This is a genomic window from Bacillus sp. AK124, assembly GCF_053903085.1.
The window spans coordinates 704,332-726,611 of the sequence record NZ_CP096378.1 but is presented as its reverse complement, the minus strand read 5'-3'; the positions used below and the strand labels follow the sequence as shown (position 1 = coordinate 726,611).

Below are 22,280 nucleotides of genomic sequence, written 5' to 3'. Positions count from 1 at the left end.
GAAGTAAAAAGCCTTTTTCCTCAAAGGAAAAAGGCTTTTTTTTATTCTATTGACGTCAAGAGCAATTGTCCGTTCTCGATGGAGGCATGATATGTCCAATGGTACGTTTTTAACTGTTCTTTTCCGCCTTTAATGATATTGATTTTCTCCGTTGTCTTAATCGTTGCCTCCCGCCCGTTTTGCTTCCAGCTGTTTACGCTGAAATCTGCAACTTCTTCCTGCGTCCCGCTGCTGTGCAGTTTAGTGACAAGTTTCTTTTGATCGTTGTACAGCGGACTTCCTTCTTTCAAGCTATCGCGGACAAGGCCGAAATTGTTTGTGTTGATGGCGCCTTGAAGACCGTATAAATACGTTTCAATGGCGGAAGCAACCTTTTGATCAGTGAGCTCTTCATCTGCTGATGCATTGTTCACAGCTCCTTTTGCCGAAGCCCATGCCGATGTGTATTCCTTCGGATTGTCATTTTTGATTTCTTTTTGATGTTCGATATTGATAACGGCTTCAGGATCGCTTTTTTCGACGAACCACTTTTTCTTGCTTTCTGAATAGACCAGTGTGTACGTATAGCCGTTATCGTTTTCTTCCAGTTCAGGGGCACTGTAGTCGTCATAATAAGCCGATTTATGCTTTTCAATCACCTTGACCTCTGTTTTCCATTGCCCGTCTTCTTTGTACAGCCGAAACGAATCAAGATCAAATACGGTAGATAAGTAGGTGCCTTTATAGTAGGTGCTGCTGCTTTTCAGCCCGTCCGTGACCTCTTTCAGGCTAGTTTGATAAGACGTCGCGGCCAGTGTCATGCCGCTGACATCGCCGCTTGCAAAGGCCTTTGCTGCTTCTTTTGTATGACTGACGACCGTGGTCATCATCTCATCCATAAATTCCTTGTCTGAAGCAAGATTGACTTCGATTTCCCCGCTTTCAATCGGCGTTTTTTCGCTTTTCAGCTTCCCCCACGGAAATTGCGCCTCAACCGCAGCAGTCATTGAACCGTCAGCCAGCACGGGTCCGAATTCAGTTCCTTTGAACGGGTTGATCTTCATCTCCTGATCATTGATCCAGAGCGTTCCTTTCAAGTTTTCATAGCCTTCTCCAAAGACGAGCTTTGCCATGTGCCCGTCAAGATCCGCATTAACCTTCACATCACCTTGGAGGGCAGTGACCTTTTCCGCTTTTTCAAGGTCGGCGATTCCGCTTTTCAGCTTTGCCTTCACCTCGTAAATACCGGGAACAAACGGGCCGATTTTTTTCTCGAAGTTTTCTTTTTCTGTTGTGATGACCTTCTCACCGTTAACAAACAGGCCGGTATCTTTATAGTTTGTCTTAACCGTTAAATAGACAGGCGCCGTGTTCAAGACATAGTTGTCATAGATCCAAAAACGTCTGCCCTTTTTTTCGATCGTCATCAATGGATGGCCGGCACCGCTCTTTAAGGATGAGATCAGCTCTTTTTCTTCATCCGGATGTTCTTTCAAATAATCGAGGAGCGGCTTGACGTTTTTCTCCGTGACAGCCAGATCCACGTCTGATGATTGAAGCAGTTTTGCTGCTTTCTTGGCATCTTTCTGATCGAGGGCAGCTTCAAAATCGGAAATCAGTTTTTCCTTTGAAGTGAGTGCTTCACCGGTTTTATAGCCGGCAAACAATAAAATCAAGCAGGCCGCGATTGCTGCCATGATGATGATTCTTTTTCGTGTCATCGCACGCTGATACCCCGCCGCCTGATCGGAAGCTCGTTCCTCGTCCGCCCGCGCGCCGCAATGCTTGCAATACAGCGCATTTTTTGTTCGTTCCCTTCCACATTCCTTGCAAAAATTCATGACTTTCCTCCTATCAAACTTAAACCTCGTTAGTCATTTTATACTATATTTATCGTAAGAAGGGAGTTAATCTTAAGGCAGCATCAAAAAAAGCCAAACGAATGCGCTGATCCGTTTGACTTTTTTTTCATTATTTTAAAAAGTATTTTTCGATATCATCAAGCATCAGATTCGCTGCAAGGACGCCCCCGGCTGTATTCCAGACGGCATCGCTCACTTTATGGACGTTTCCTTTTTTGGAGACGCTTAAATTTTTAAAGAGCGGATCGTTGATATAGTCTTTCTCAATGGCGCTTGCTTTGTCATCGCCTGTCTCATACGTGTAATAAAAAAGCACGTCTCCATCCATATCAGGAATTTGCTCCTTTGTCACTTCCATTTGTCCGAGATCGTTGGCTTCCTGGCCTTTAGGCCTTGCAAAACCGAGCTGATCCAAAACCGTTCCGGCAAACGATCCCTTGTGATAGATGCGGGTATCGGCATCTGTAAAGCGGACGAGAGAGACTTTTTGCTTCACTTTATCGCCGAGCTTTTCATGAATGTCTTCAACACGCTTGTCAAAGTCAGCGATGACTTTTTCGCCTTCTGCTTTTTTATTGAGCGCCTCGGCTGTCAGCTTAAAGTTGTCTTTCCATTCCCCTGACAATGTCTCGGCAAATACGGTCGGCGCGATTGCTTTCAGCTTGTCGTATACTTCTTCTTGGCGAACTTTATTGCCGATGATTAGGTCAGGCTTCAGGCTCGCGATTTTTTCAATATTCGGCGCAGCTTCCGTTCCGACGTTCTCTACGCCTTTCATTTTATCTTTAATATGATCATACCATGGATCTCCCAGCCAGGATTGAACGGCGCCGATAGGTTTAACACCCAGGGCGAGCACTGCTTCTGTCGCTTCATTCGTCAGCACAACGACTTTTTTCGGAGTGCCGTCAATTGTCGCTGTTCCCATTGCGTGCTTTACAGTATAGGAATCTTTGCTGTCGTTCTTCTCCGCAGCTTGTTCTTTCTCTTGATTTCCACAGGCGGCTAATATAAGGAAAAGCGCAGCGAACAGCGCAAACCATTTAAAACGTTTCATGATATGCTGTATCCCCTTTTCTCAAATGATTTTCATTATCAATTAGATTATATAATGAAACAACCCAAAGTCAATATGAAATTCCTATAAATCTGCTTTGGATGATGCTGAAGACCGTTTTTAAGCTGTTGTACAGGTGGGATTATCCAGTGGAATCGGCGAAAAGCCGATAAAGCTTAATCAGAGGTTTAAGGAGGTTCTATTTTGAAAGCATTCGCTTTTGAAAACTTGCCAACTCTTTTGAAAATCATGATCTTGATCCCGCTGCTTGCAGCCGTTCTGAGAGAGAACATTAAACGCTGCTATTGAAGCGGCGAGAGCTGGTGAATCAGGAAAAGGGTTCGCCGTCGTGGCTGAGGAAGTCCGCAAGCTTGCCGAGGAAACAAAAAATGCTTCGACTGATATTTCAGCTACCATCCACTCAATACAAGACGGGATAACCCATTCAGTCGAATCGATGAAAGACAGCCAGCAAGCTGCACATACAGGCATCGAAAAAGTCAAACAAACGGGGCAGTCCTTTACAAGCATCCATCAATCTATCCATGATGTGACAGCAAATATTCAGCTTATCAAAGATGATATCCAAGCTGTTGAAGAACATACAAAACAAATGCGCGATATCGTCAAACAAGTGCACGATTATTCAGTGAACACAAACGAAAACCTAAACAATTCATCCGCTTTAACAGAGGAGCAGTCATCGATTACGGCAGAAATCGCCAAAGCATCAGAAGACCTGGCGGTTATAGCGTAGGACCTTCAAGAAAAGATTTCTCAGTTTAAAATGTAGAGCAATTAAATAACACCCTCGCTTAAAAGACGCAAGGGTGTTATTTTTATTTTGAAGATAAGTAAAAAAATCATAAAGTGATACATAATGTCCAACACATTTAAGTCCATTGAATGTAGTATGTATGATTTATTTTTTATGCTTTGTCAAAAAAATAACCAAATAGAACATTTAACAGTACTCTCATCTTGACAGCCAAATAGTTAGAATCCTGTACGTGGCATAGATGTTTAATTAAAAGATCACTCTATTTATTGTTTATCTTTTTGTATCGAATATAAAAAGAAAGATCTATTAACGATCCAAGCATTATTCCTATAGAAAGACCATACGATAAAATATTAAAAACGACTCCAAGGAAAAGCCCTAAACAAAAACCGATTACAAGAAATACCGCGCCATCCCCTTTATAATGTTTCAAATTAAACAGCTCCTTAAATGTATAAGTTAATTATAGCATATTCTCCCAAAAATTCTTTTAATACCATGAAACTCCATTCAACTATTTTTTCTTAATAAAACAATAGTTTTTTAGTTCAAACACTAAGATAATTATTCCGCTTTTACTTCTGAATACTTATAGTGTATATTTTCAAGTGGAGGGATTTAAATGAAAAATTTGGCTTTATCCATTCTCTATCTTTTAGGATTTGTGATGTTAAGCAGCTGGTCGGCTTCATTTGGAGAAATGTTCGGAGTCAATGTTTCAGCTATACCTCAGTTTATTTTAGCGATGCTGTTCACACTTATCATAGGAGGCTATACGGGTCTTCCTTTAATTTATATCAAATTCAAAAGATCTGAAACGTTGTTTTTCACGAATCAAAAGGTCTTCCTCATCACCTTAGGATTGGGTGTGCTGCTTTCCTGCGCGGCTTACAGCCTTCAGCAAACGCTCTCTTCCATTGCGATTGCACTGCTGTCGATCATTGGTTTTTTGATCATTGGCATTAGCGGTTTTCTTCCCGCCTGGCTTCTGAAACCTGTGAAAAGTCTGTGATAACGGGTGGGCTTTTTCTTAGGCTGAAGGGTTGTTGGAGCCCAAGGTTATAAACAGTGCTAGACAAAATGGGGCAGAAAATACCTTTCCGATTCATAAAAACAACAATTTGCTATCACCATTTACAAATTAATGAAAATTCCTTATGATATAGATGTAATCTCAGAAAGCATGTTGTATATATTAAGAAGACCGAAGTGCTCCAACACTTCGGCTTGTACAAAAAGCCGGCCCTTCGAAGGGGCTTGCTCAGATTGATCTAAAATAGACCACTCCCTATCACTTTCCAGGCTCAAGGGGCGGTCTATTTTTCTTTGTTCTTTGACAACATGGCAATCAGCATGCCAAAAGCAATCATTAAAGAGATTGTTTCATATGCTGTCACTTTTATCACCCCCTTTCAGAAGGGGATGAGCAAGACTTCCCTTGAGTGAGCAAAGCTTTTTATACGAGGTAGATTATACCATACCAAGCAGAGTGTTAAATAAAATAAAAAACCCTTTTCCCTCATGAAATTTGCTTATCTACCGAAAAAAATGCTCCTCCAGCGTCTAAAGCATCGTTCTCCTCATGGTCTTTGAGCTACTTATTGATCGAGTTCATTAACGTGAAGAAATATTCAGGTTGGCCGGTCTTATTGAGCTGATACCATGAATCCAATGTATCCGGTGCAAACACGTCTAATTTTTTCAGCACTTCCCTCGCGAATTCAAGAGGAGCCGTTCCTGATGCAGTAACCAGATTCTCATCAGATACCGCTGGGTCCATCTCATAAAATGGTTCTCCTTTATAATGGGGACAGACCATTTTCATATATGCCAGGTCATTGCTTGTATGCTTTTCTTGAATTCAAGTATCCGTTATTCGCCAGTCCCGCAGTTGCGCCGCAAATTGCGGCAACCATCGCGCCAAGCTCTAAAGCTTCGCCGGCCTTTTTTAAGATCGGCTGATGAATCTCTTCTCCCCAAGTATTCCCTCCGGGTAAAATTAAAAGATCCGTACTCTCAAGCGTCCACTCATCAAGTGAGATATCCGGTTTGATGCGCAGCCCTCCCATCGTCGTCACCATTTCTTTAGTCACTCCTATTGTCATGACTTTTAAAGGTGCTGCATCTTTTTTGAAATATCTTCCCGAGTTCAGTTCGGCCATTAAATATCCATATTCCCAATCCGACATTGTAGGAAATGCATAAAGATAAACTGTTTTCGACTGCATCCATAACACTCCAATCTCAATTGATACAGCCTATTATAGTCAAAAACCCTGACAGCTCTTGTCAGGGTAAAGAAAAAATTTAGCTTTCACACAAAAAAGAGCTTGGCCGCATCAGCAGCCAAGCTTTTTTTTATGCTTACTTATTCAAGTTGTAGAAAGATTGAATACCGTGGTATTGAGCAGTTTCAGCCAACTGATCTTCGATGCGAAGAAGCTGGTTGTATTTCGCAACACGGTCCGTACGGGACGGAGCACCTGTTTTGATTTGTCCTGCGTTTGTTGCCACAGCGATGTCAGCGATTGTGCTGTCTTCAGTTTCACCAGAACGGTGAGAGATAACAGCAGTGTAGCCTGCGCGTTTCGCCATTTCGATCGCATCGAATGTTTCAGTCAATGTACCGATTTGGTTTACTTTGATCAGGATAGAGTTGCCGACGCCGTTTTTGATGCCTTCAGCAAGTTTTTTCGTGTTTGTAACGAAAAGGTCATCACCGACAAGCTGAACTTTTGAGCCAAGACGCTCAGTCAGAAGTTTGTGGCCTTCCCAGTCGTTTTCGTCAAGTCCGTCTTCGATAGAGATGATTGGGTATTTAGAAACCATTTCTTCGTACCAGTCAACCATTTCAGCAGATGTTTTCACAACGCCTTCGCCGGACAGATGGTATTTGCCGTCTTCTTTGTTGTAGAACTCAGAAGATGCAGCATCCATAGCCAATTTCACTTCTTCGCCAGGTTTGAAGCCGGCTTTTTCAATCGCTTCAACGATTGTTTGAAGCGCTTCTTCGTTAGAACCAAGGTTTGGAGCGAATCCGCCTTCATCACCTACAGCAGTGTTCATTCCTTTAGCAGAAAGAACTGATTTCAAGCTGTGGAAAATTTGTGCTCCCATGCGAAGTGCTTCGCGGAAGTTTTCCGCACCGACAGGCATGATCATGAATTCTTGAATGTCAACGTTGTTGTCCGCATGCTCTCCGCCGTTTACGATGTTCATCATCGGTACTGGGAGCGTTTTAGAGTTGAATCCTCCAAGGTATTGGTATAGAGGAATCTGTAAGAAATCCGCAGCTGCGCGGGCAACGGCCATTGATACGCCAAGGATGGCGTTGGCGCCGAGCTTGCCTTTATTTTCAGTTCCGTCAAGTTCGATCAGCAATTTGTCGATTGATACTTGCTCTGTCACATCAAAGCCGATAAGCTCAGGTGCGATGATTTCGTTTACGTTGTTAACGGCTGTTAAAACGCCTTTTCCAAGGTAGCGGTCTTTGTCGCCGTCGCGAAGCTCAACAGCTTCGTATTCACCAGTGGAAGCTCCGCTTGGAACAAGCGCGCGTCCAAAAGCTCCTGATTCAGTGTATACTTCAACTTCAACCGTCGGGTTACCGCGGGAGTCTAATACTTCACGTGCATAAACATCAACAATGTATGGCATGTTTGTTTCTCTCCTTTAAAGCTTATTTTTGAATTAATGACGATCCTGTCATTTCTTTCGGTTTTTCAACACCCAGCAAGTCTAAAAGAGTTGGCGCCAGATCCCCGAGGATTCCGCCTTCTCTTAATGTCACGCCTTCTTTTGTGACGATGACAGGAACCGGATTTGTCGTATGTGCGGTGTGCGGCTTGCCTTCTTCAGTAATCAGCACGTCTGCGTTACCGTGGTCGGCCGTAATAATCGCGTGGCCGCCTTTTGCAAGAATCGCATCAACGACTTCGCCGAGGCACTCGTCAACCGCTTCGATTGCTTTGACCGTCGGCTCGACTTTTCCTGAATGTCCGACCATGTCAGGGTTGGCAAAGTTGAGGATGATCGCGTTATGGTTTTCAGCCTCAATTTCTTTGACAAGCGCATCTTTTACTTCATATGCGCTCATTTCAGGTTTCAAGTCGTATGTTGCAACTTTAGGCGAGTCGATTAAGATTCGCTCTTCGCCAGGGAATTTCTCTTCGCGTCCGCCGCTCATAAAGAACGTAACGTGCGGATATTTTTCAGTTTCAGCGATGCGAAGCTGCTTCAACCCGTTTTGGGATAAAACTTCGCCGACTGTGTTGTCGAGATTGACCGGTTTGAATGCCACGTATCCGTCAACCGTTTCACTGAAATGTGTCAAGCAGACGAAATGAAGGTTTTTCGGATGCTTGTCTCCGCGGTCGAAATCGCGGAAGTCATCATTGGTGAACGTGTTGGAAATCTGGATCGCCCGGTCAGGTCTGAAGTTGTAGAAAATGACCGCATCGTTGTCCTTGATTGTCGCAACAGGCTCGCCGTTTTCTTTCGTGATGACGGAAGGAATGACGAATTCATCGTAAATTCCGTTTTCATAAGAATCTTTCACGACATCGAGCGGATTTTCATATTTCGGTCCTTCTCCGTATGCCATGGCGCGGTACGCTTTTTCGACGCGGTCCCAGCGCTTGTCTCGGTCCATTGAATAATAGCGGCCTGACAATGTTGCGATCTCGCCGACGCCGATTTCTTCGATTTGCTCCTGAAGCTCTTTGATGTACTTCTCAGCTGTTTGCGGGCCTACATCGCGGCCGTCAAGGAAGCCGTGAATATAGACGTTTTCAACGCCTTCTTTTTTCGCAAGCTTCAAGAGTGCGTACAAATGTTGAATGTGGCTGTGTACTCCGCCGTCAGACAGCAGTCCGAACAAGTGGAGGTTTGTGCCTTTTTCTTTGACGTGTTTCATCGCGTCTAAAAACGTTTCGTTCCGCTCAAATTCGCCTTCACGGATTGCGACGTTGACGCGCGTCAGGCTTTGATAGACGATCCGTCCGGCGCCAATGTTCAAGTGGCCGACTTCAGAGTTTCCCATTTGTCCTTCGGGAAGTCCGACCGCTTCGCCTGAAGCTGTCAGCGTCTGATGCGGATACTTGTTCCAATAGCGGTCAAAGTTCGGTTTCTTCGCTTGGGCTACGGCGTTTCCGACTGTTTCGTCCCTTAGTCCAAACCCATCCAAAATGATGAGTGCGGCCAATTTATTACTCATATTGACCTGCCTCCAGTAATTGCACGAAAGACTGCGGCTCAAGGCTTGCTCCGCCGACAAGAGCGCCGTCGATATCGGATTCGGCCATATATTCTTTAATGTTCGCAGGTTTTACGCTTCCACCGTACTGAATGCGGACGCTGTCTGCTGCAGCTTGTCCGAATTCTGATGCAACGGTTTTGCGGATGTGCGCGCATACTTCGTTTGCATCTTGTGCAGTTGAAGATTTGCCGGTTCCAATCGCCCAGATCGGCTCATAAGCGATCACGGAAGCAGCTACCTGTTCAGTTGTTAAACCTGCAAGTGCTTTTTTCACTTGGTCTGCAACAAGCTCGTTTGTTTTGTTTGCTTCGCGCTCTTCAAGCGTTTCACCTACGCAGATGATCGGCACGATGCCATATTTGAATGCAGCATGCGCTTTTTTGTTGACCGTTTCATCCGTTTCAGCAAACATTTCGCGGCGCTCGGAGTGGCCGATGACGCAGTATTCAACTCCGAGGTCTTTCAAAGCCGCAGGGCTGATTTCACCCGTGAAAGCACCGCTTTCTTCAAAGTGCATGTTTTGCGCGCCGACTTTCAGATCTGTACCTTTAACAGCTGATGCAAGCTTTTCAAGGAACAGTGCAGGCGCACAGACAACAGCTTCTGCTTTATCTGCTGCGGGAATGGAAGATTTCACTTCTTCAACGAAGCTGACAGCTTCTGAAAGCACTTTATTCATCTTCCAGTTACCGGCTATTATTGGTTTTCTCATGTGCTCCACTCCTTATGCTGTATATTTTGCTTACTTGTCGTTCAATGCTTTGACGCCAGGAAGTTCTTTTCCTTCCATAAACTCAAGGGAAGCTCCGCCGCCTGTTGAAATGTGGCTCATTTTGTCAGCAAGGCCGAACTTTTCTACAGCAGCTGCAGAGTCTCCGCCGCCGATGACAGAGTATGTATCTTTTGCCTCTGCTAAAGCTTCAGCGACAGCTTTTGTTCCTTTAGCGAACGCATCGAGTTCGAATACACCCATCGGTCCGTTCCAAACAACAAGCTTGCTGTTTTTAATGACGTCAGCATATGTTTTTCTTGTTTCCTCCCCGATGTCAAGGGCTTCCCAGTCGCTAGGGATTTCGCTGACCGGCACGACTTTCGTGTTGGCGTCGTTTGAGAAATCGTCAGCAACAAGCACGTCTGTAGGCATGTAGAAGTTCACGCCTTTTTCTTTGGCGCGGTCCATGAAAGATTTAGCCAATTCAATTTTATCTTCTTCAAGCAGGGATTTTCCTACTTCATGGCCCAGCGCTTTAACGAACGTGTAAGCAAGACCGCCGCCGATGATCAGGTTGTCTACTTTCTCAAGAAGACTTTCGATCACGCCGATTTTGTCTTTTACTTTTGCGCCGCCGATGATCGCTGTAAACGGACGTTCAGGGTTAGACAGTGCTTTGCCCAGCACTTCAAGCTCTTTTTCCATGAGGAAGCCTGCAACAGCAGGAAGGTGTTCAGCGATACCTGCTGTTGAAGCATGGGCACGGTGAGCCGCTCCGAATGCGTCATTGACATAAACGTCAGCCAGGTCGGCAAACGCTTTAGACAGCTCAGGATCATTCTTTTCCTCTCCCGGATAGAAGCGGACATTTTCCAATACGAGAATATCTCCGTCTTTCATTTCGGAAATTTGCGCTTTTACGGCGTCGCCGTAAGCTTCATCCGCTTTTTTCACTTCTTTGCCGATCAGTTCGCCGAGGCGTGCGGCTACCGGCGTTAAGCGAAGCTCTTCTGAAACCTGGCCTTTCGGACGGCCCAAGTGGCTTGCAAGAAGAACTTTCGCTCCCTGCTCTGTTAAGTATTGAATCGTCGGAAGTGCGGCGCGGATTCTCGTATCATCCGTCACTTTTCCGTCCTTCATCGGAACGTTAAAGTCAACACGGCAGAAAACAACACGGCCTTTTACATCAATGTCTTTTACTGATTTTTTGTTCATGGCTTTTAGGAGATCCTCCTTTTAATGTTTTACAAGCCTGAAAACGGAAATCCCCGGGCGGCTTAATTGGCGCCGATATGGAAAAAGGGAAAGGGAGTGTGTGTCCCCTTCCCTTGTCCGCTTTCATTATAGCGCTTCTCTCATCAAGAACCAAGTCTGATTCTGGTTTCCGGATTAAAGACCTTGTTTTGCGATGTAAGCGGCAAGGTCAACTACACGGTGAGAATATCCGCTTTCGTTGTCATACCAAGAAATAACTTTAACCATGCTGCCTTCCATAACCATTGTAGAAAGAGCATCGATTGTAGAAGAGTTTGCATTGCCGTTGTAGTCTTTAGAAACAAGCGGCTCTTCGCTGTAGCCAAGAACGCCTTGAAGTTCGCCTTCTGCTGCTTCTTTAAACGCTGCGTTTACTTCTTCTGCTGTTACTTCTTTGTCAAGTTCAGCAACCAGGTCAACAAGTGATACGTTTGGTGTTGGAACACGCATTGCTCCGCCGTTCAGTTTTCCTTTCAATTCAGGAAGTACAAGAGAAACGGCTTTCGCTGCACCAGTTGTTGTAGGAATGATGCTTTCAGCTGCCGCACGCGCACGACGGTAGTCTTTGTGCGGAAGATCCAGGATTTGCTGATCGTTTGTGTAAGAGTGAACAGTTGTCATCATACCGCGTTTGATGCCGAATTTGTCGTTCAGAACTTTTGCAAACGGCGCAAGGCAGTTTGTTGTGCAAGATGCGTTAGAGATTACATCGTGGTTAGCCGCATCGTATTTATCTTCGTTAACACCCATAACGATTGTAATATCTTCTTCACTCGCAGGAGCTGAGATGATAACTTTTTTCGCGCCGGCTTCCAAATGTTTCGCCGCGTCTGCGCGTTTTGTGAAGAAACCAGTAGATTCAACTACGATTTCAACGCCTTGTTTGCCCCAGCTAAGTTTAGAAGGATCGCGCTCTGCTGTAACTTGGATTGTTTGACCGTTAACAACTAGGTTGTTTCCGTCAACAGAAACCTCTGCGTCCAATTTTCCGTGTACTGAATCATATTGTAATAGGTGAGCAAGCATGTTAGCGTCTGTCAAATCGTTAACTGCTACAACCTCAACTTCAGGATTATTTAATGCTGCGCGGAATACATTGCGTCCAATACGACCAAAACCATTAATACCGACTTTTACTGCCATGATGATTTCCTCCTTTAAGTAAATAAGAGATATTTAATTTATATTGAGGGAAGAAGCTTCCCTTAATAACTGTTTCGCGGCTCCTTCATCAGTGATCAAAACCGTGTTGCGCGGCTTTTTGAAGTACGCCTCTATCGCGTCCGCTTTTGACGAGCCTCCCGCCACCGCAATGATGTTCGGGATTGAATCAAGATCTTCGAGCTGGATTCCAACGCTGTGCACTTTGTGAATGACTTCTCCGTGGCGGTCGAAATAGTAGCCGAACGCTTCTGCAACTGCCTCATTTTCTTCTATTTTCTTCAAATCTTCCTTCGGTGTATTTCTTCGTTCTGCCATTGTTTTAGCATCCCCGATTCCATGGATCACCATACTGGACGATTGAATTGTCTGAAGCACTTCTTTAATAGAAGGCTCTTCAATGATAGAAGAATATGCTTCTTTGCTCAGCTCACCCGGCACAAATAACAGTCTGTATGTACCGGAAGCTTTTTCAGCCATATGGGCGCAAATCGTATTGGCCTGATTCCTGACGTTTTCGCCGAGCCCGCCTCTTGCCGGAACAAAAAGCAGCTTGCGGTTTTTCGAGTCAGGCGTCATCATTTCTGCCACGGCCTCAAGCGTCGTACCTCCGGTTACGGCGACGATATTTTCCCCCGTAAACCTGTTTTTCATGCATGCGACGGCCGCTCTCCCCATCTCTTTTTTGACCCATGGGGACTGGTCGCTGTCTCCCGATACAATGATGACTTCGTCGAGGTTCAACCTCTCTTTTAATGTATTTTCCAAATGGGTTAAACCTAAAACGTCCTTCATCGTATCTTCGAGAACTTTCAGCAGGTTGGATCCTTCAAGTGTCAATATCATGCCGGTTGTTTTAATCTCTAGTAGATTTTGTTCTTTTAAAAACTGAACCTCCGCCCTTAAAATCCGCTCGCTGATGCCGAGACTGGCGGCAAGGCTTCTTCTGCCGATCGGTTCAGTCAGCCTTATGTACTGCAAAATTTTGTACCTTTTCTGCATGACATCGAGAAGATCCGGCAATAATTTTTTTTGAGCCTGTATTAGTTGATTCATGCCAAAACGTTCCTTTCATCTCGTCCTGGACAAATAATGTCCCGTAGTGACTGAAAACGTCCCACCTCAGCCAAAAAAAATTGCTCCTGCTTACATTCCTTATTGTAACAGGGTTAAAATGTTTATTCAACTGTTAAGAATCAATTCATCGACAACATTCGCGCGAATGTTCACACATCTGTATTAATTATTGTCCCTGTTGATTTCTATACTATACATATTTCATGAAAACGTGCCTCAATGAAAAAAACCTATGAATGCCATTGCGTATTACGGACCGGAAATATTCAAAATGAATCTGGCTGTCCAACGTTCTGGGACGTTTGAATGGGGTGTAATACCGGATGGTGGTCGATGCTCGCGTACGGTATGGTACCGTCCCTCATCTTCGTCTATTTTCAAAAATAAATATATTGCTAAAGTACGTACTCAAAAAAAAAGCAACGGGCGGTTTTTCCGTTCCGTTGCTTTGTTGCCGTTTATCCATTTTTCCAGACATCAGCAATGATTTCAAACGAGCGGAGTCTATCAGCATGGTCAAACGTTTCTGAATTGATCATGATCTCGTCCGCCTGAGTCGTACGGATGAATTCTTCAAGCTTTTCTTTCACACTGTCCGGCCCGCCGATGATCGTTGAGCTGAGCTGCTCATTCACCATCGCTTTTTCACGCGGCGTCCAAATCTGATCCATATCATCTACAGGCGGCTTAAGCTGAGTCGGGGCGCCGCGGACAAGATCCAAAAACTTCTGATAGTGCGATGTTGCAAGGCGCTGCGCTTGCGCGTCTGTATCGGCTGCGATCACGGTCACCCCGACCATCGCATAAGGCTCCTCCAAGACGCCCGGCTTAAACGAACTGCGGTACAGTTCCAAAGCAGGCAGCGTATTGGCCGGCGAAAAATGAGCCGCAAATGCAAACGGCAAACCGAGTTCCCCGGCAAGCCGGGCGCTGAATCCGCTTGAACCGAGAAGCCAAATCGGCACATCAAGCCCTTCGCCCGGTATGGCGCGCACGTGATTTCTTACATTGCCGGACGGCTTAAAATACTGGCGGAGTTCTTCAAGCTGCTCGGGAAAATCCTCCCCGCTGCTTATATTTCTTCTTAATGCGCGGGCGGTTAATTGATCCGTACCCGGAGCGCGCCCCAGTCCTAAATCGATTCTGCCTGGATAAAGGGATTCAAGCGTTCCGAACTGTTCGGCGATAACGAGCGGGGAATGGTTCGGCAGCATAATCCCTCCCGAACCGATGCGCATCTTCTTGGTGCCCCCGGCGATATAACCGATCAAAACAGAGGTAGCCGAGCTCGCAACGCCTTCGATATTATGGTGTTCAGCCAGCCAGAACCTGTGGTATCCCCATCTTTCGGCATGCTGCGCCAAATCCATAGATTGTTTAAAAGATTGTCCCGCATCTCCGCCTTGTACGATAGGAGACAGATTTAATACGGAATACTTCGTATTTTTGAAATGCTGTTTTGACATTGTCTTTCCTTCTTCCTGAAGTGTAGTGGTCATGTAATTAGACGATAACATAATCGTTCAGGTGAATAAAAGAAATTAGTTCGAAAAAAATCGAACTAATGTGTTAAAAGCTTGCCTCCCTGCGGAGGCAAGCCTTTTTTTAAGAAGCGGACGTTTGGCCGGCTGTCTGGTTCCTTCCTTTAAAGAAATAAGCAGCGCTAATGAGCAGATAGATTCCCGCCGTCACCAATGTAATGACAATCGATGTGGTCAGGATGACACCGATCAGTATCGCTGTCAGTGAAATGATTGCCAGCCAAGTCGTATAAGGGAACCATTTGACATAGTAGCCGTTCCCCGCTGTTTGATTCCGTTTCCTCGATTTTAAATGGGCAGCGGCAATCAGCATCCAGATCACAAGGACGGTATAGCCGAGAGACCCCATCAAATATTCAAACGTTTGGCTGCCGGCAAACAGTGAAAACAATACGCCCAAGTATAAGAAAGAAGTACATAATAGAATCGAATAAACCGGCACTTTTCTCACGGAAAGTCTCGAAAAGATTTTCGGCATTCTTCCGTCTGATGCCTGTGTATACATTATTCGGGAGGCGCCGTAAAGCCCTGAGTTCATCGAAGAAATGACCGCCAGTAAAATGACCGCATTCATCAAATGATCCGCTCCGGGAATGCCGATCATCTTAAAGACCATAACAAAAGGACTCTCCGACACACCGTTGACTTGATTCCATGGAATCAAGCTGACGATCACGAAAAACGGCAGAAGATAAAAAGCAATAATGCGCGTCAACGTTCCACGCACGGCTTTAGGCACGACCTTCTCAGGGTTTTTGGTTTCCGCCAGTGTCACCCCGATAATTTCGGTTCCGCCATAGGAATAGATCACAACTAGCATGGCTGTAATCAGCCCTCCGGCGCCATTCGGGAAGAAGCCGCCATGGTCTGTCAAATGAGTAAAACCAACAGCTGAGTGTTGTCCAAAAGAGAAAAATAACAAGATAAATCCGGATATAATAAAGACGACAATCACTGTGATTTTAATAAGGGCAAGCCAGTATTCCGTCTCGGCAAAGCTTTTGACAGAAAGCAAATTCACGCTCGTAATGACGAGTGAAACGAACAGCGCCAGCACCCAGATCGGCAGCCCCGGCAGCCAGTACTGCAAAAATATCGCGGCGACAACAGCCTCTGCCGCAATATTGAGAACCCACATTTTCCAGTATATCCAGTCTAAAAAATAAGCGGCATACGGCCCTAATATTGATTGAACAAGATCCCTGAATGTTCTGGCTTCACTGTTTCGGACAGCCATCTCGGCAAGCCCCTGCATGATAAACAGCAAAATCACGCCGCCGATCAAGTAGGCGATCATGACCGAAGGCCCCGCCAAATCGATCGCTTTGCTGCTTCCTTTAAATAATCCTGCTCCAATGGCTCCGCCCAATGCCATCATCATAATATGCCGCGATGTCATTGTGCGCTCGAGCTTCTGCATGTCTTTCTCCATCTATGTTCACTTCCTCTAGTAAAATGAAAAAAGCTCACCGTCTCCCTCTTCGATTTGAAGATAAAGAGACGATGAGCTTTGAAGCTTACCGCGGTACCACTCTTTTTGATTCTATGCCAAGAATCCAGCTTTGCGATGCACAGCCATGCTGTGCAAACCTGTTAACGAAGGTTAATCGTAATGTCCTCAGGAATTGATGTCCGTCCTTTAGCCAGTCCACTCCCGGGCGAGTTCAAAGGTTCATTGGTCTGCGTCGCACCTACCCGCAGCTCTCTTTGCCAATGCCGATCTTTTACTGCTCCCGTTCATTGTGTTTTCTTCTGCCTGAAATATATTCATATAATATACGTGCCGATCTTGACTTTGTCAACATCAAATCCACTGCCAAAAAATAAAAATTAAAATTTTTCTCTTTTTTCAAGGATAATTGCCTTTCCCATTGGAAAATACAAGGGAAGATATGCACAACTTTCATGATGATGGAGCATTCCCCAGAAGAGGGAAATATAAAAATCGGCGGATATCCCCCGAAAAAAATAGTTAAATTGAAATATTATTCAAACTTTACAAAATATTTTAACAATGATAGAGTGTGAACCGAATCATCACATCAGCTAAAGGAGGAAGAGAACGTGAAAAAACTTTCGTTTATGGTGATCTTGTCCGTATTGACGCTCGTCTTTGGTTCATCGTCCGTAAGCTTTGCGAAAAACATTCCTGAAGACAGATATACAACACCTACAGATGCTGAATTTAGCCAGATGAAAGAGATTTTAAACGACGCTGATATTGAAACCGGCAATTTGCAGAAGGATTACGGCGTGATTGTCAATGATCCCGCTGAAAAAGTCGGCGTCATATCAGACATCCCCGCCGAAAAAGACGACTGGAGCCATGTCAGCTTCCATTCCTACTATGTCGACCTCAACAGCAACACTCTTATCGCTGATGTTCAATTTGAATTCACACAAAACGGTGACGGCACTTCGGAAACCGAGTACAAAAACGTAACAAACGGAGGCAGGTATTTCGTCAAGATGGACCAAGACGGAAATGTCATTGATGAAGAAACGACCGGCGACATGTCGATTTTGGGGAAATACTAGAAACCGAGCGCCCCTTATGGAAAACGCCTTTATTCAAAGGCGTTTTTTTGTTCGGGCATTTAATAGATCTATCCATTGACGTCATTCGCATCTGCAAGACTAAAGGCATGATGCCCGAACAGATCCGGGTTCATTCCTATCAAATTCTTTCTGTCAAGAAACAACGCGTTCCTCAGAGCTGTCCATAAAGATGTCTTCAAGCGACGGTTCATCGACGTGAATTCTGTAGATTCCCACTTTGCAGTTCGTTAATACTCTGACAATGGCGGGAATTTTTTCTTCTGAATTGACGGTGATCGAAATCTCATGGTGATTGAATTGAACGTTTTCACCAGCTGACTCAAGAAAACGGTCGATCAGGCCGAAATGCTGATCGGGAATAGTCGAATGGCGAATGTGAACGCTTATGTTCGACATGAAATGCCTCCTTAATTCATCGAGCGTGCCTTCTATTAAAATGCGGCCGTTTTTCATGATGGCGATTCGCGTACAGATTTTCTCTATCTCATGCAGGTTGTGTGATGTCATAAATACCGTCTTACCTTCTTTTTGCAAATCCATAATCAGCTTTTGAATGTGCAGGGCCGATTCGGCATCGACACCTGATGTCGGTTCATCCAAAAAGATGAGCTCGGGGTCGTGGATGATCGCCTGGGCGATGCCGAGCTTTTTTTTCATACCGAATGAATAGGCGCCCGATTTTTTTTCAGCATGCTCAGTGAACCCAACTCTCTCTAAGACTTCTTCGCACCGCTCAGTCGATACGGCTTGTCCGTTCAGCTTTGCAAAATACTTCAAATGCCCGACTGCTGTCATTGAATCATAGAGGGTCAAATAATCAGGTAAAACGCCGATGCGATGCTTGACGTTTTCAATCGAAGCATCATTTAACAGCAGAAAACTGCCGGCTGTCGGCTCGATAATGCCTGTGATCATATTCATGAACGTAGATTTCCCCGCACCGTTACGGCCGAGGAAACCGTAAATCTCTCCTTTTTCGACTTGGAGGTCGACATGATTGACGACGGTTTTAGCCCCGTAGCTTTTCATCAGCCCTTTTGCCTCGATCACCACATCCATTATAAATCTCTCCTTTTAAACAAAACGATCGCACCGCAAAGAACGATGGCCGCGTAGACAAAGTTGATGAAAACAAAAGAACCGCCCAGCACGGAGTAATAGTACGGTGTTAAATATTTAAACCAGGTGATCATGCCGTTCTCTGAATAAACAGTCCATAAGCTGACCGCGGGAAAGACGAGCGCAAACACGATTCCGAAAAACATGGACATGGCGGGCCTTGAAATCACGATGGAAAATAAAAGGTTCAAAGAGATTGCAGCTGTAAGAAACGCCATGCTGTCTGCATAACTCATCCATAAAAACTCTTTTGAGGCGATCATCACCAAGGTGTACGAAACGAGCATGCAGAAAAACCAAAACAGCCAGACGCCAAAAAACTTTCCCAGAATGATCTTGATCCGCGACGTTTTCGTCACAAGAAATCTGACCGTCCGGGCATGGACTTCGCGGTTGATCATGTCATGGGAAAGTCCAGCGATAAACAGGAAACCGAGAGCAAAAACAATAACCGCCGTTCCGATTGCGTTTGCATCGCTTCCTAAATCCAATTCGCGCACAAAGTCCGCAGGCGCCTGTTCGATCAATCCTGCAGTCTTATAGCTCACCCAAAACATAATAATAATGACAATAATCGACTTGATGCTTTTAAAAAGACTGATAAATTCATTCAGACATACCGCCCGCATACGAGTCACTCCTTCACTATTCTCCATTATAGTGAGTGAACATTATCGGGAAATAATCTTATCCTTAACATTACCTTAAATTTTAATAGGCTATTTCTTACAGGGGTGTTTCCGAGAATCATAAATGAGATGCAAGTGGCTTGAACCAGCGGCAGAAATGGGGATACAGAGCCGGAAAACTGATAAAAACACCATTTTAATATAACAAGTTCCGCTATTTTATAACTGGCAAAAAAAGTGGAATGATGCGGAAAATCGGGAAATGCCGGAATTGTCATATCGCTAAATAAAAAAAGATTAGCTCTGCATGAGGCTAATCTTTTTGTTATCGTCTAATTACCGGTCAGTCACGACAATATATGCCGCTTTTACCGGGCCGTGGACACCGACTACAAGGTCCATTTCGATGTCGGCTGAATTGCTCGGTCCAGTGACATAGTTGATGCAGGACGGGATGACGTCGCCGTCTGCAACCTTTTGTTTGATCATTGCGCTTGCCTGTGTCATCCGCGGGACGATGGTGCTTTTCGGGACGATCGCAATATATGTCGTCGGCAGCAAGCTGACAGATCGTCCTTTGTCTTTTGAACTGAAGAGGACGACCGTTCCGGATTCAGCAAGCGTGATCTCGCTGAATGTCACGCCGATGTTAGCCTGTTCGGCCCGCTGGATATTTTCATCTCCGGCCGCTGCATTCCATTCCCACACTTTTGTCCCCTCATTCGGCCACTTGTCTGTTAACAGGCCTGACAGTCCGTACTCTTTAAAACGGTCATCTTTCGGAATGATGACAGGCCCGCCTCCAAATCGTGATGCTTGTTCATACAAGGCATCATGCAAGCCGATGACATCCGTTTCAATCAGCTCCGTATGAATCTTTCGGCAGTGGTCCTTTAAGACGCCGACAAGCTCATCCTGTGTATAGCCTTGATATACCCGGTGCTGCGGCTGATACGTATAATCGGGAACGGTGACACCTGCCGAACGCCTGTTGCGGCCGAGCCTTTCCGCAATCCGGTTTAAAAAGCCGTCTTTATTTTGGATTGTTCCGTTTGTCATCTGTCTTCCCCTTTCTCTTTCCGTCTGTCCTCAAACCAGTCGCGGAACCTTGACTTGTTCGGCGCGGGGAAGTCGCGAATCTGGGTCCACTGTTTTAACGGACCCGGTCCCTTCGTTATTTTGCCGTCTTCGTTAAACGGCTTCATGGCTGCCGGCGCCCATTTGGAGCCCATTTTATATAGAGATGGCGCAGAAGTTCCCAAGCCGAACGCTTTCATCGCGAGCTTCTCGGATATCGGTGCGCGCCCTTCTTTTTCAACGATGCGCTGCCGGTGCTTCAGAAGCAGTTCGTGAAGCGGGATTTTTACCGGACATGCTTCAGAGCATGCCGCACATAACGAAGAGGCGTACGGCAGTTCTTTATAATCGTCATATCCGCCGAGCAGCGGCGACAATACGGCTCCGATCGGGCCTGAATAGATCGAACCGTAAGAATGCCCGCCGACATGGCGGTATACGGGACAAACATTGATGCAGGCCGCACAGCGGATGCATTGGAGGACGGATTGAAACTCCGTTCCGAGAATGTTCGAACGCCCGTTGTCAATGATGACGAGGTGAAACTCTTCGGGTCCGTCCGCTTCACCGGGCAGCCGCGGCCCTGTCAGCGCCGTGATATAGCTTGTCAGCCGCTGTCCGACAGCGCTTCTTGTGAGCATGCCGACGAGAACCTCAAACTCGTCGAATGAAGGGACGATCCGCTCCATCCCCATCACGGTAATCTGCGTCTTCGGAACGGTCGTGACGAGACGTCCGTTTCCCTCGTTTGTGACAAGGCTGACAGACCCCGTATCGGCAATCGCAAAATTGCAGCCCGTAATGCCGATGTCAGCCTCGAGAAATTTCTTTCTGAGCACGGCGCGCGCGTGCATGACAAGCTCTTCCGGCTTTTCGGTGTTGCGGTAGCCGATCCGCTCTTTGAAGACGTCGCGGATTTGCTCTTTGTTTTTATGCAAAGCAGGTGCGACGATATGTGACGGCGGATCATGATCATCGATTTGGAGGATGTATTCGCCCAAATCGGTTTCGACCACTTCGCAGCCGTCGCGTTCAAGCGCCTCGTTCATGTTGATTTCTTCGGTCACCATTGATTTTGATTTCACGATTTTTTTGCCGTTTTTCTTTTTCACGACATCGCGAATATAGCCTGTCGCTTCTTCGGCCGTCTGTGCAAAGAATACGTACCCGCCTTTTTTGGCGACATTTTCGGCGAGCTGTTCTAGGTAGTAGTCCAGGTTTTCGAGCACGTGCTGCCTGATTTCCTCGGCCTGAGACCGCCATTCTTCCCAGTTCCCGAGCTCTTCCGCCGCCTCAAGACGGCGCGCTCTCAAGCGCTCCTGCGCACTTGAAACAGCCCCCCTCATAAACTCGTTTTCGAGCCCGTCTGATACGCGCTCTTTAAATTTCTGCGTTCCGATCTTCATTGCCATAACGAATGTCCCCCTCTATCTGTGAAATGACCGGATGTCTGTTTATCTGCTGTTCAGCACTTCTGCGATGTGCATGACTTCAATCGGCTTGTTCTTTCTCCCGATCCGTCCGCCGATATTCATCAAGCAGCCGCAGTCCGCCCCGATTAACACATCTGCGGCGGTTTCTTCGACACACGCCACTTTCTCATCGACCATCTGTTCGGATATTTGCGACATCTTCACCGAAAAAGTCCCCCCGAATCCGCAGCAGTCGTGTTTGCGCGGCAGCGGCGTGAACTCCAGTCCCTTCACATGCCGAAGCAGCTTCATCGGCGCGTCTGTGACGCCCAAAAGCCTTGTCATATGGCATGACGTATGATAAGTCGCCTTTTTCTCAAGTGTCGCCCCAACGTCTTCAACCTTCAAAACGTTGACGATAAAATCGGTCAGCTCATACGTTTTGTCAGCCAGCCGCTGCGCTTTTTCCGCCCAGGCCGGCTCATCCCGGAAAAGGTGCGGATACTCCTTGAACATAAAAGCGCACGATCCTGAAGGGCTGACGACGTATTCGGCTGATTCAAATGTCTCAATCATCCGTCTCATCGCTTTTTTGGAATCTTTGACATAGCCGCTGTTGTACGCAGGCTGGCCGCAGCAGATCTGCCCTTCGGGAAAATCCACTTCACATCCGAGCCGCTCAAGCAGTTCAACCGTCGCTTTTCCGACATTTGACTGAAACATGTCAACCAAACACGTGATAAACAGTGATACTTTCATCTTGATCCCCTCTCCAACCCGATAAATCAGGTCATCTGATGACT

Annotated in this window: 18 protein-coding genes, 3 pseudogenes and 1 other annotated feature; of the genes and pseudogenes, 4 read left to right on the top strand and 17 right to left on the bottom strand. The window is 45.9% G+C overall.

The features are described 5' to 3' along the window. Positions 1 to 41: 41 nt before the first annotated feature. A complete protein-coding gene (locus M1E06_RS03510) occupies positions 42 to 1,820 on the bottom strand; it encodes a zinc ribbon domain-containing protein (protein ID WP_020452996.1) in 1,779 nt (592 codons plus the stop codon). A 130-nt stretch (positions 1,821 to 1,950) separates the two neighbouring features. Continuing rightward, a complete protein-coding gene (locus M1E06_RS03505; RefSeq protein ID WP_020452997.1) occupies positions 1,951 to 2,898 on the bottom strand; it encodes an ABC transporter substrate-binding protein in 948 nt (315 codons plus the stop codon). A 292-nt stretch (positions 2,899 to 3,190) separates the two neighbouring features. On the opposite strand from M1E06_RS03505, the pseudogene M1E06_RS03500 reads away from it, so the two are divergent. Both M1E06_RS03500 and M1E06_RS03495 read left to right on the top strand, forming a co-directional pair. After that, positions 3,191 to 3,655: pseudogene (locus tag M1E06_RS03500) on the top strand (methyl-accepting chemotaxis protein); the annotation flags it as partial. Between the two features lie 646 nt (positions 3,656 to 4,301). Beyond that, positions 4,302 to 4,691 (top strand): hypothetical protein, encoded by a 390-nt coding sequence (locus M1E06_RS03495; protein ID WP_020452999.1) that lies wholly within the window; start codon positions 4,302 to 4,304, stop codon positions 4,689 to 4,691. Positions 4,692 to 4,995: 304 nt separating this feature from the next. Here the strand turns inward: M1E06_RS03495 and M1E06_RS03490 are convergent, their stop codons facing one another. The 8 genes and pseudogenes from M1E06_RS03490 to M1E06_RS03455 form a co-directional block, all read right to left on the bottom strand. Then, positions 4,996 to 5,076, bottom strand: coding sequence for a putative holin-like toxin (locus M1E06_RS03490; RefSeq protein ID WP_095292191.1), 81 nt, complete (start codon positions 5,074 to 5,076; stop codon positions 4,996 to 4,998). Positions 5,077 to 5,273: 197 nt separating this feature from the next. Further along, positions 5,274 to 5,907: pseudogene (locus tag M1E06_RS03485) on the bottom strand (type 1 glutamine amidotransferase family protein). A gap of 136 nt (positions 5,908 to 6,043) precedes the next feature. Further along, positions 6,044 to 7,336: a phosphopyruvate hydratase gene (gene eno, locus M1E06_RS03480; RefSeq protein ID WP_020453001.1), complete on the bottom strand. Its 1,293-nt coding sequence runs from the start codon at positions 7,334 to 7,336 to the stop codon at positions 6,044 to 6,046. A 22-nt stretch (positions 7,337 to 7,358) separates the two neighbouring features. Beyond that, the gene (gene gpmI / locus M1E06_RS03475) at positions 7,359 to 8,894 is read right to left on the bottom strand and encodes a 2,3-bisphosphoglycerate-independent phosphoglycerate mutase (protein ID WP_020453002.1); all 1,536 of its coding nucleotides are present in this window, start codon (positions 8,892 to 8,894) and stop codon (positions 7,359 to 7,361) included. Then, a complete protein-coding gene (gene tpiA / locus M1E06_RS03470) occupies positions 8,887 to 9,648 on the bottom strand; it encodes a triose-phosphate isomerase (protein ID WP_020453003.1) in 762 nt (253 codons plus the stop codon). Before tpiA ends, gpmI begins: the two co-directional genes overlap by 8 nt. Before the next feature lie 30 nt (positions 9,649 to 9,678). After that, the gene (locus M1E06_RS03465) at positions 9,679 to 10,863 is read right to left on the bottom strand and encodes a phosphoglycerate kinase (RefSeq protein ID WP_020453004.1); all 1,185 of its coding nucleotides are present in this window, start codon (positions 10,861 to 10,863) and stop codon (positions 9,679 to 9,681) included. A 174-nt stretch (positions 10,864 to 11,037) separates the two neighbouring features. Next, a complete protein-coding gene (gene gap / locus M1E06_RS03460; protein ID WP_020453005.1) occupies positions 11,038 to 12,045 on the bottom strand; it encodes a type I glyceraldehyde-3-phosphate dehydrogenase in 1,008 nt (335 codons plus the stop codon). A gap of 33 nt (positions 12,046 to 12,078) precedes the next feature. Next, positions 12,079 to 13,119 (bottom strand): sugar-binding transcriptional regulator, encoded by a 1,041-nt coding sequence (locus M1E06_RS03455; protein WP_020453006.1) that lies wholly within the window; start codon positions 13,117 to 13,119, stop codon positions 12,079 to 12,081. 292 nt (positions 13,120 to 13,411) lie between these two features. Here M1E06_RS03455 and M1E06_RS03450 point away from each other — a divergent pair. Further along, a pseudogene (locus M1E06_RS03450) lies at positions 13,412 to 13,509 on the top strand (hypothetical protein); the annotation flags it as partial. A gap of 89 nt (positions 13,510 to 13,598) precedes the next feature. Here the strand turns inward: M1E06_RS03450 and M1E06_RS03445 are convergent. Further along, positions 13,599 to 14,606 (bottom strand): LLM class flavin-dependent oxidoreductase, encoded by a 1,008-nt coding sequence (locus tag M1E06_RS03445; protein ID WP_020453007.1) that lies wholly within the window; start codon positions 14,604 to 14,606, stop codon positions 13,599 to 13,601. Between the two features lie 139 nt (positions 14,607 to 14,745). Further along, positions 14,746 to 16,113, bottom strand: a complete 1,368-nt coding sequence (locus M1E06_RS03440) for an amino acid permease (RefSeq protein WP_020453008.1) — start codon at positions 16,111 to 16,113, stop codon at positions 14,746 to 14,748. Between the two features lie 61 nt (positions 16,114 to 16,174). Beyond that, positions 16,175 to 16,431, bottom strand: a binding site (T-box leader). Positions 16,432 to 16,745: 314 nt separating this feature from the next. Here M1E06_RS03440 and M1E06_RS03435 point away from each other — a divergent pair. Continuing rightward, positions 16,746 to 17,219, top strand: coding sequence for a hypothetical protein (locus M1E06_RS03435; RefSeq protein ID WP_020453009.1), 474 nt, complete (start codon positions 16,746 to 16,748; stop codon positions 17,217 to 17,219). A gap of 153 nt (positions 17,220 to 17,372) precedes the next feature. On the opposite strand, the gene M1E06_RS03430 is transcribed toward M1E06_RS03435, so the two are convergent. From M1E06_RS03430 to M1E06_RS03410, 5 genes are all read right to left on the bottom strand, one after another. Beyond that, positions 17,373 to 18,299: an ABC transporter ATP-binding protein gene (locus M1E06_RS03430; protein WP_020453010.1), complete on the bottom strand. Its 927-nt coding sequence runs from the start codon at positions 18,297 to 18,299 to the stop codon at positions 17,373 to 17,375. Next, a complete protein-coding gene (locus M1E06_RS03425) occupies positions 18,299 to 18,988 on the bottom strand; it encodes an ABC transporter permease subunit (RefSeq protein ID WP_020453011.1) in 690 nt (229 codons plus the stop codon). The genes M1E06_RS03430 and M1E06_RS03425 overlap by 1 nt, the downstream gene beginning before the upstream one ends. Positions 18,989 to 19,324: 336 nt before the next feature. Continuing rightward, the gene (locus M1E06_RS03420; RefSeq protein ID WP_020453012.1) at positions 19,325 to 20,047 is read right to left on the bottom strand and encodes a LutC/YkgG family protein; all 723 of its coding nucleotides are present in this window, start codon (positions 20,045 to 20,047) and stop codon (positions 19,325 to 19,327) included. Continuing rightward, positions 20,044 to 21,477 (bottom strand): LutB/LldF family L-lactate oxidation iron-sulfur protein, encoded by a 1,434-nt coding sequence (locus M1E06_RS03415; RefSeq protein ID WP_020453013.1) that lies wholly within the window; start codon positions 21,475 to 21,477, stop codon positions 20,044 to 20,046. Before M1E06_RS03415 ends, M1E06_RS03420 begins: the two co-directional genes overlap by 4 nt. Before the next feature lie 42 nt (positions 21,478 to 21,519). Then, positions 21,520 to 22,236 carry a (Fe-S)-binding protein gene (locus M1E06_RS03410; RefSeq protein ID WP_020453014.1) on the bottom strand — a complete coding sequence of 239 codons (717 nt, stop codon included), beginning with the start codon at positions 22,234 to 22,236 and terminating at the stop codon, positions 21,520 to 21,522. Positions 22,237 to 22,280: the final 44 nt, after the last annotated feature.

Excerpts from the sequence above, each read along its gene's own strand:
- M1E06_RS03455 (WP_020453006.1), bottom strand. The coding sequence starts at position 13,119 with ATGAATCAACTAATACAGGCTCAAAAAAAATTATTGCCGGATCTTCTC.
- M1E06_RS03430 (WP_020453010.1), bottom strand. The coding sequence starts at position 18,299 with ATGGATGTGGTGATCGAGGCAAAAGGGCTGATGAAAAGCTACGGGGCT.
- M1E06_RS03410 (WP_020453014.1), bottom strand. The coding sequence starts at position 22,236 with ATGAAAGTATCACTGTTTATCACGTGTTTGGTTGACATGTTTCAGTCA.
- gpmI (WP_020453002.1), bottom strand. The coding sequence starts at position 8,894 with ATGAGTAATAAATTGGCCGCACTCATCATTTTGGATGGGTTTGGACTA.
- M1E06_RS03415 (WP_020453013.1), bottom strand. The coding sequence starts at position 21,477 with ATGGCAATGAAGATCGGAACGCAGAAATTTAAAGAGCGCGTATCAGAC.
- M1E06_RS03420 (WP_020453012.1), bottom strand. The coding sequence starts at position 20,047 with ATGACAAACGGAACAATCCAAAATAAAGACGGCTTTTTAAACCGGATT.
- M1E06_RS03425 (WP_020453011.1), bottom strand. The coding sequence starts at position 18,988 with ATGCGGGCGGTATGTCTGAATGAATTTATCAGTCTTTTTAAAAGCATC.
- tpiA (WP_020453003.1), bottom strand. The coding sequence starts at position 9,648 with ATGAGAAAACCAATAATAGCCGGTAACTGGAAGATGAATAAAGTGCTT.
- M1E06_RS03440 (WP_020453008.1), bottom strand. The coding sequence starts at position 16,113 with ATGGAGAAAGACATGCAGAAGCTCGAGCGCACAATGACATCGCGGCAT.
- M1E06_RS03445 (WP_020453007.1), bottom strand. The coding sequence starts at position 14,606 with ATGTCAAAACAGCATTTCAAAAATACGAAGTATTCCGTATTAAATCTG.
- M1E06_RS03465 (WP_020453004.1), bottom strand. The coding sequence starts at position 10,863 with ATGAACAAAAAATCAGTAAAAGACATTGATGTAAAAGGCCGTGTTGTT.
- gap (WP_020453005.1), bottom strand. The coding sequence starts at position 12,045 with ATGGCAGTAAAAGTCGGTATTAATGGTTTTGGTCGTATTGGACGCAAT.
- M1E06_RS03505 (WP_020452997.1), bottom strand. The coding sequence starts at position 2,898 with ATGAAACGTTTTAAATGGTTTGCGCTGTTCGCTGCGCTTTTCCTTATA.
- M1E06_RS03510 (WP_020452996.1), bottom strand. The coding sequence starts at position 1,820 with ATGAATTTTTGCAAGGAATGTGGAAGGGAACGAACAAAAAATGCGCTG.
- eno (WP_020453001.1), bottom strand. The coding sequence starts at position 7,336 with ATGCCATACATTGTTGATGTTTATGCACGTGAAGTATTAGACTCCCGC.
- M1E06_RS03495 (WP_020452999.1), top strand. The coding sequence starts at position 4,302 with ATGAAAAATTTGGCTTTATCCATTCTCTATCTTTTAGGATTTGTGATG.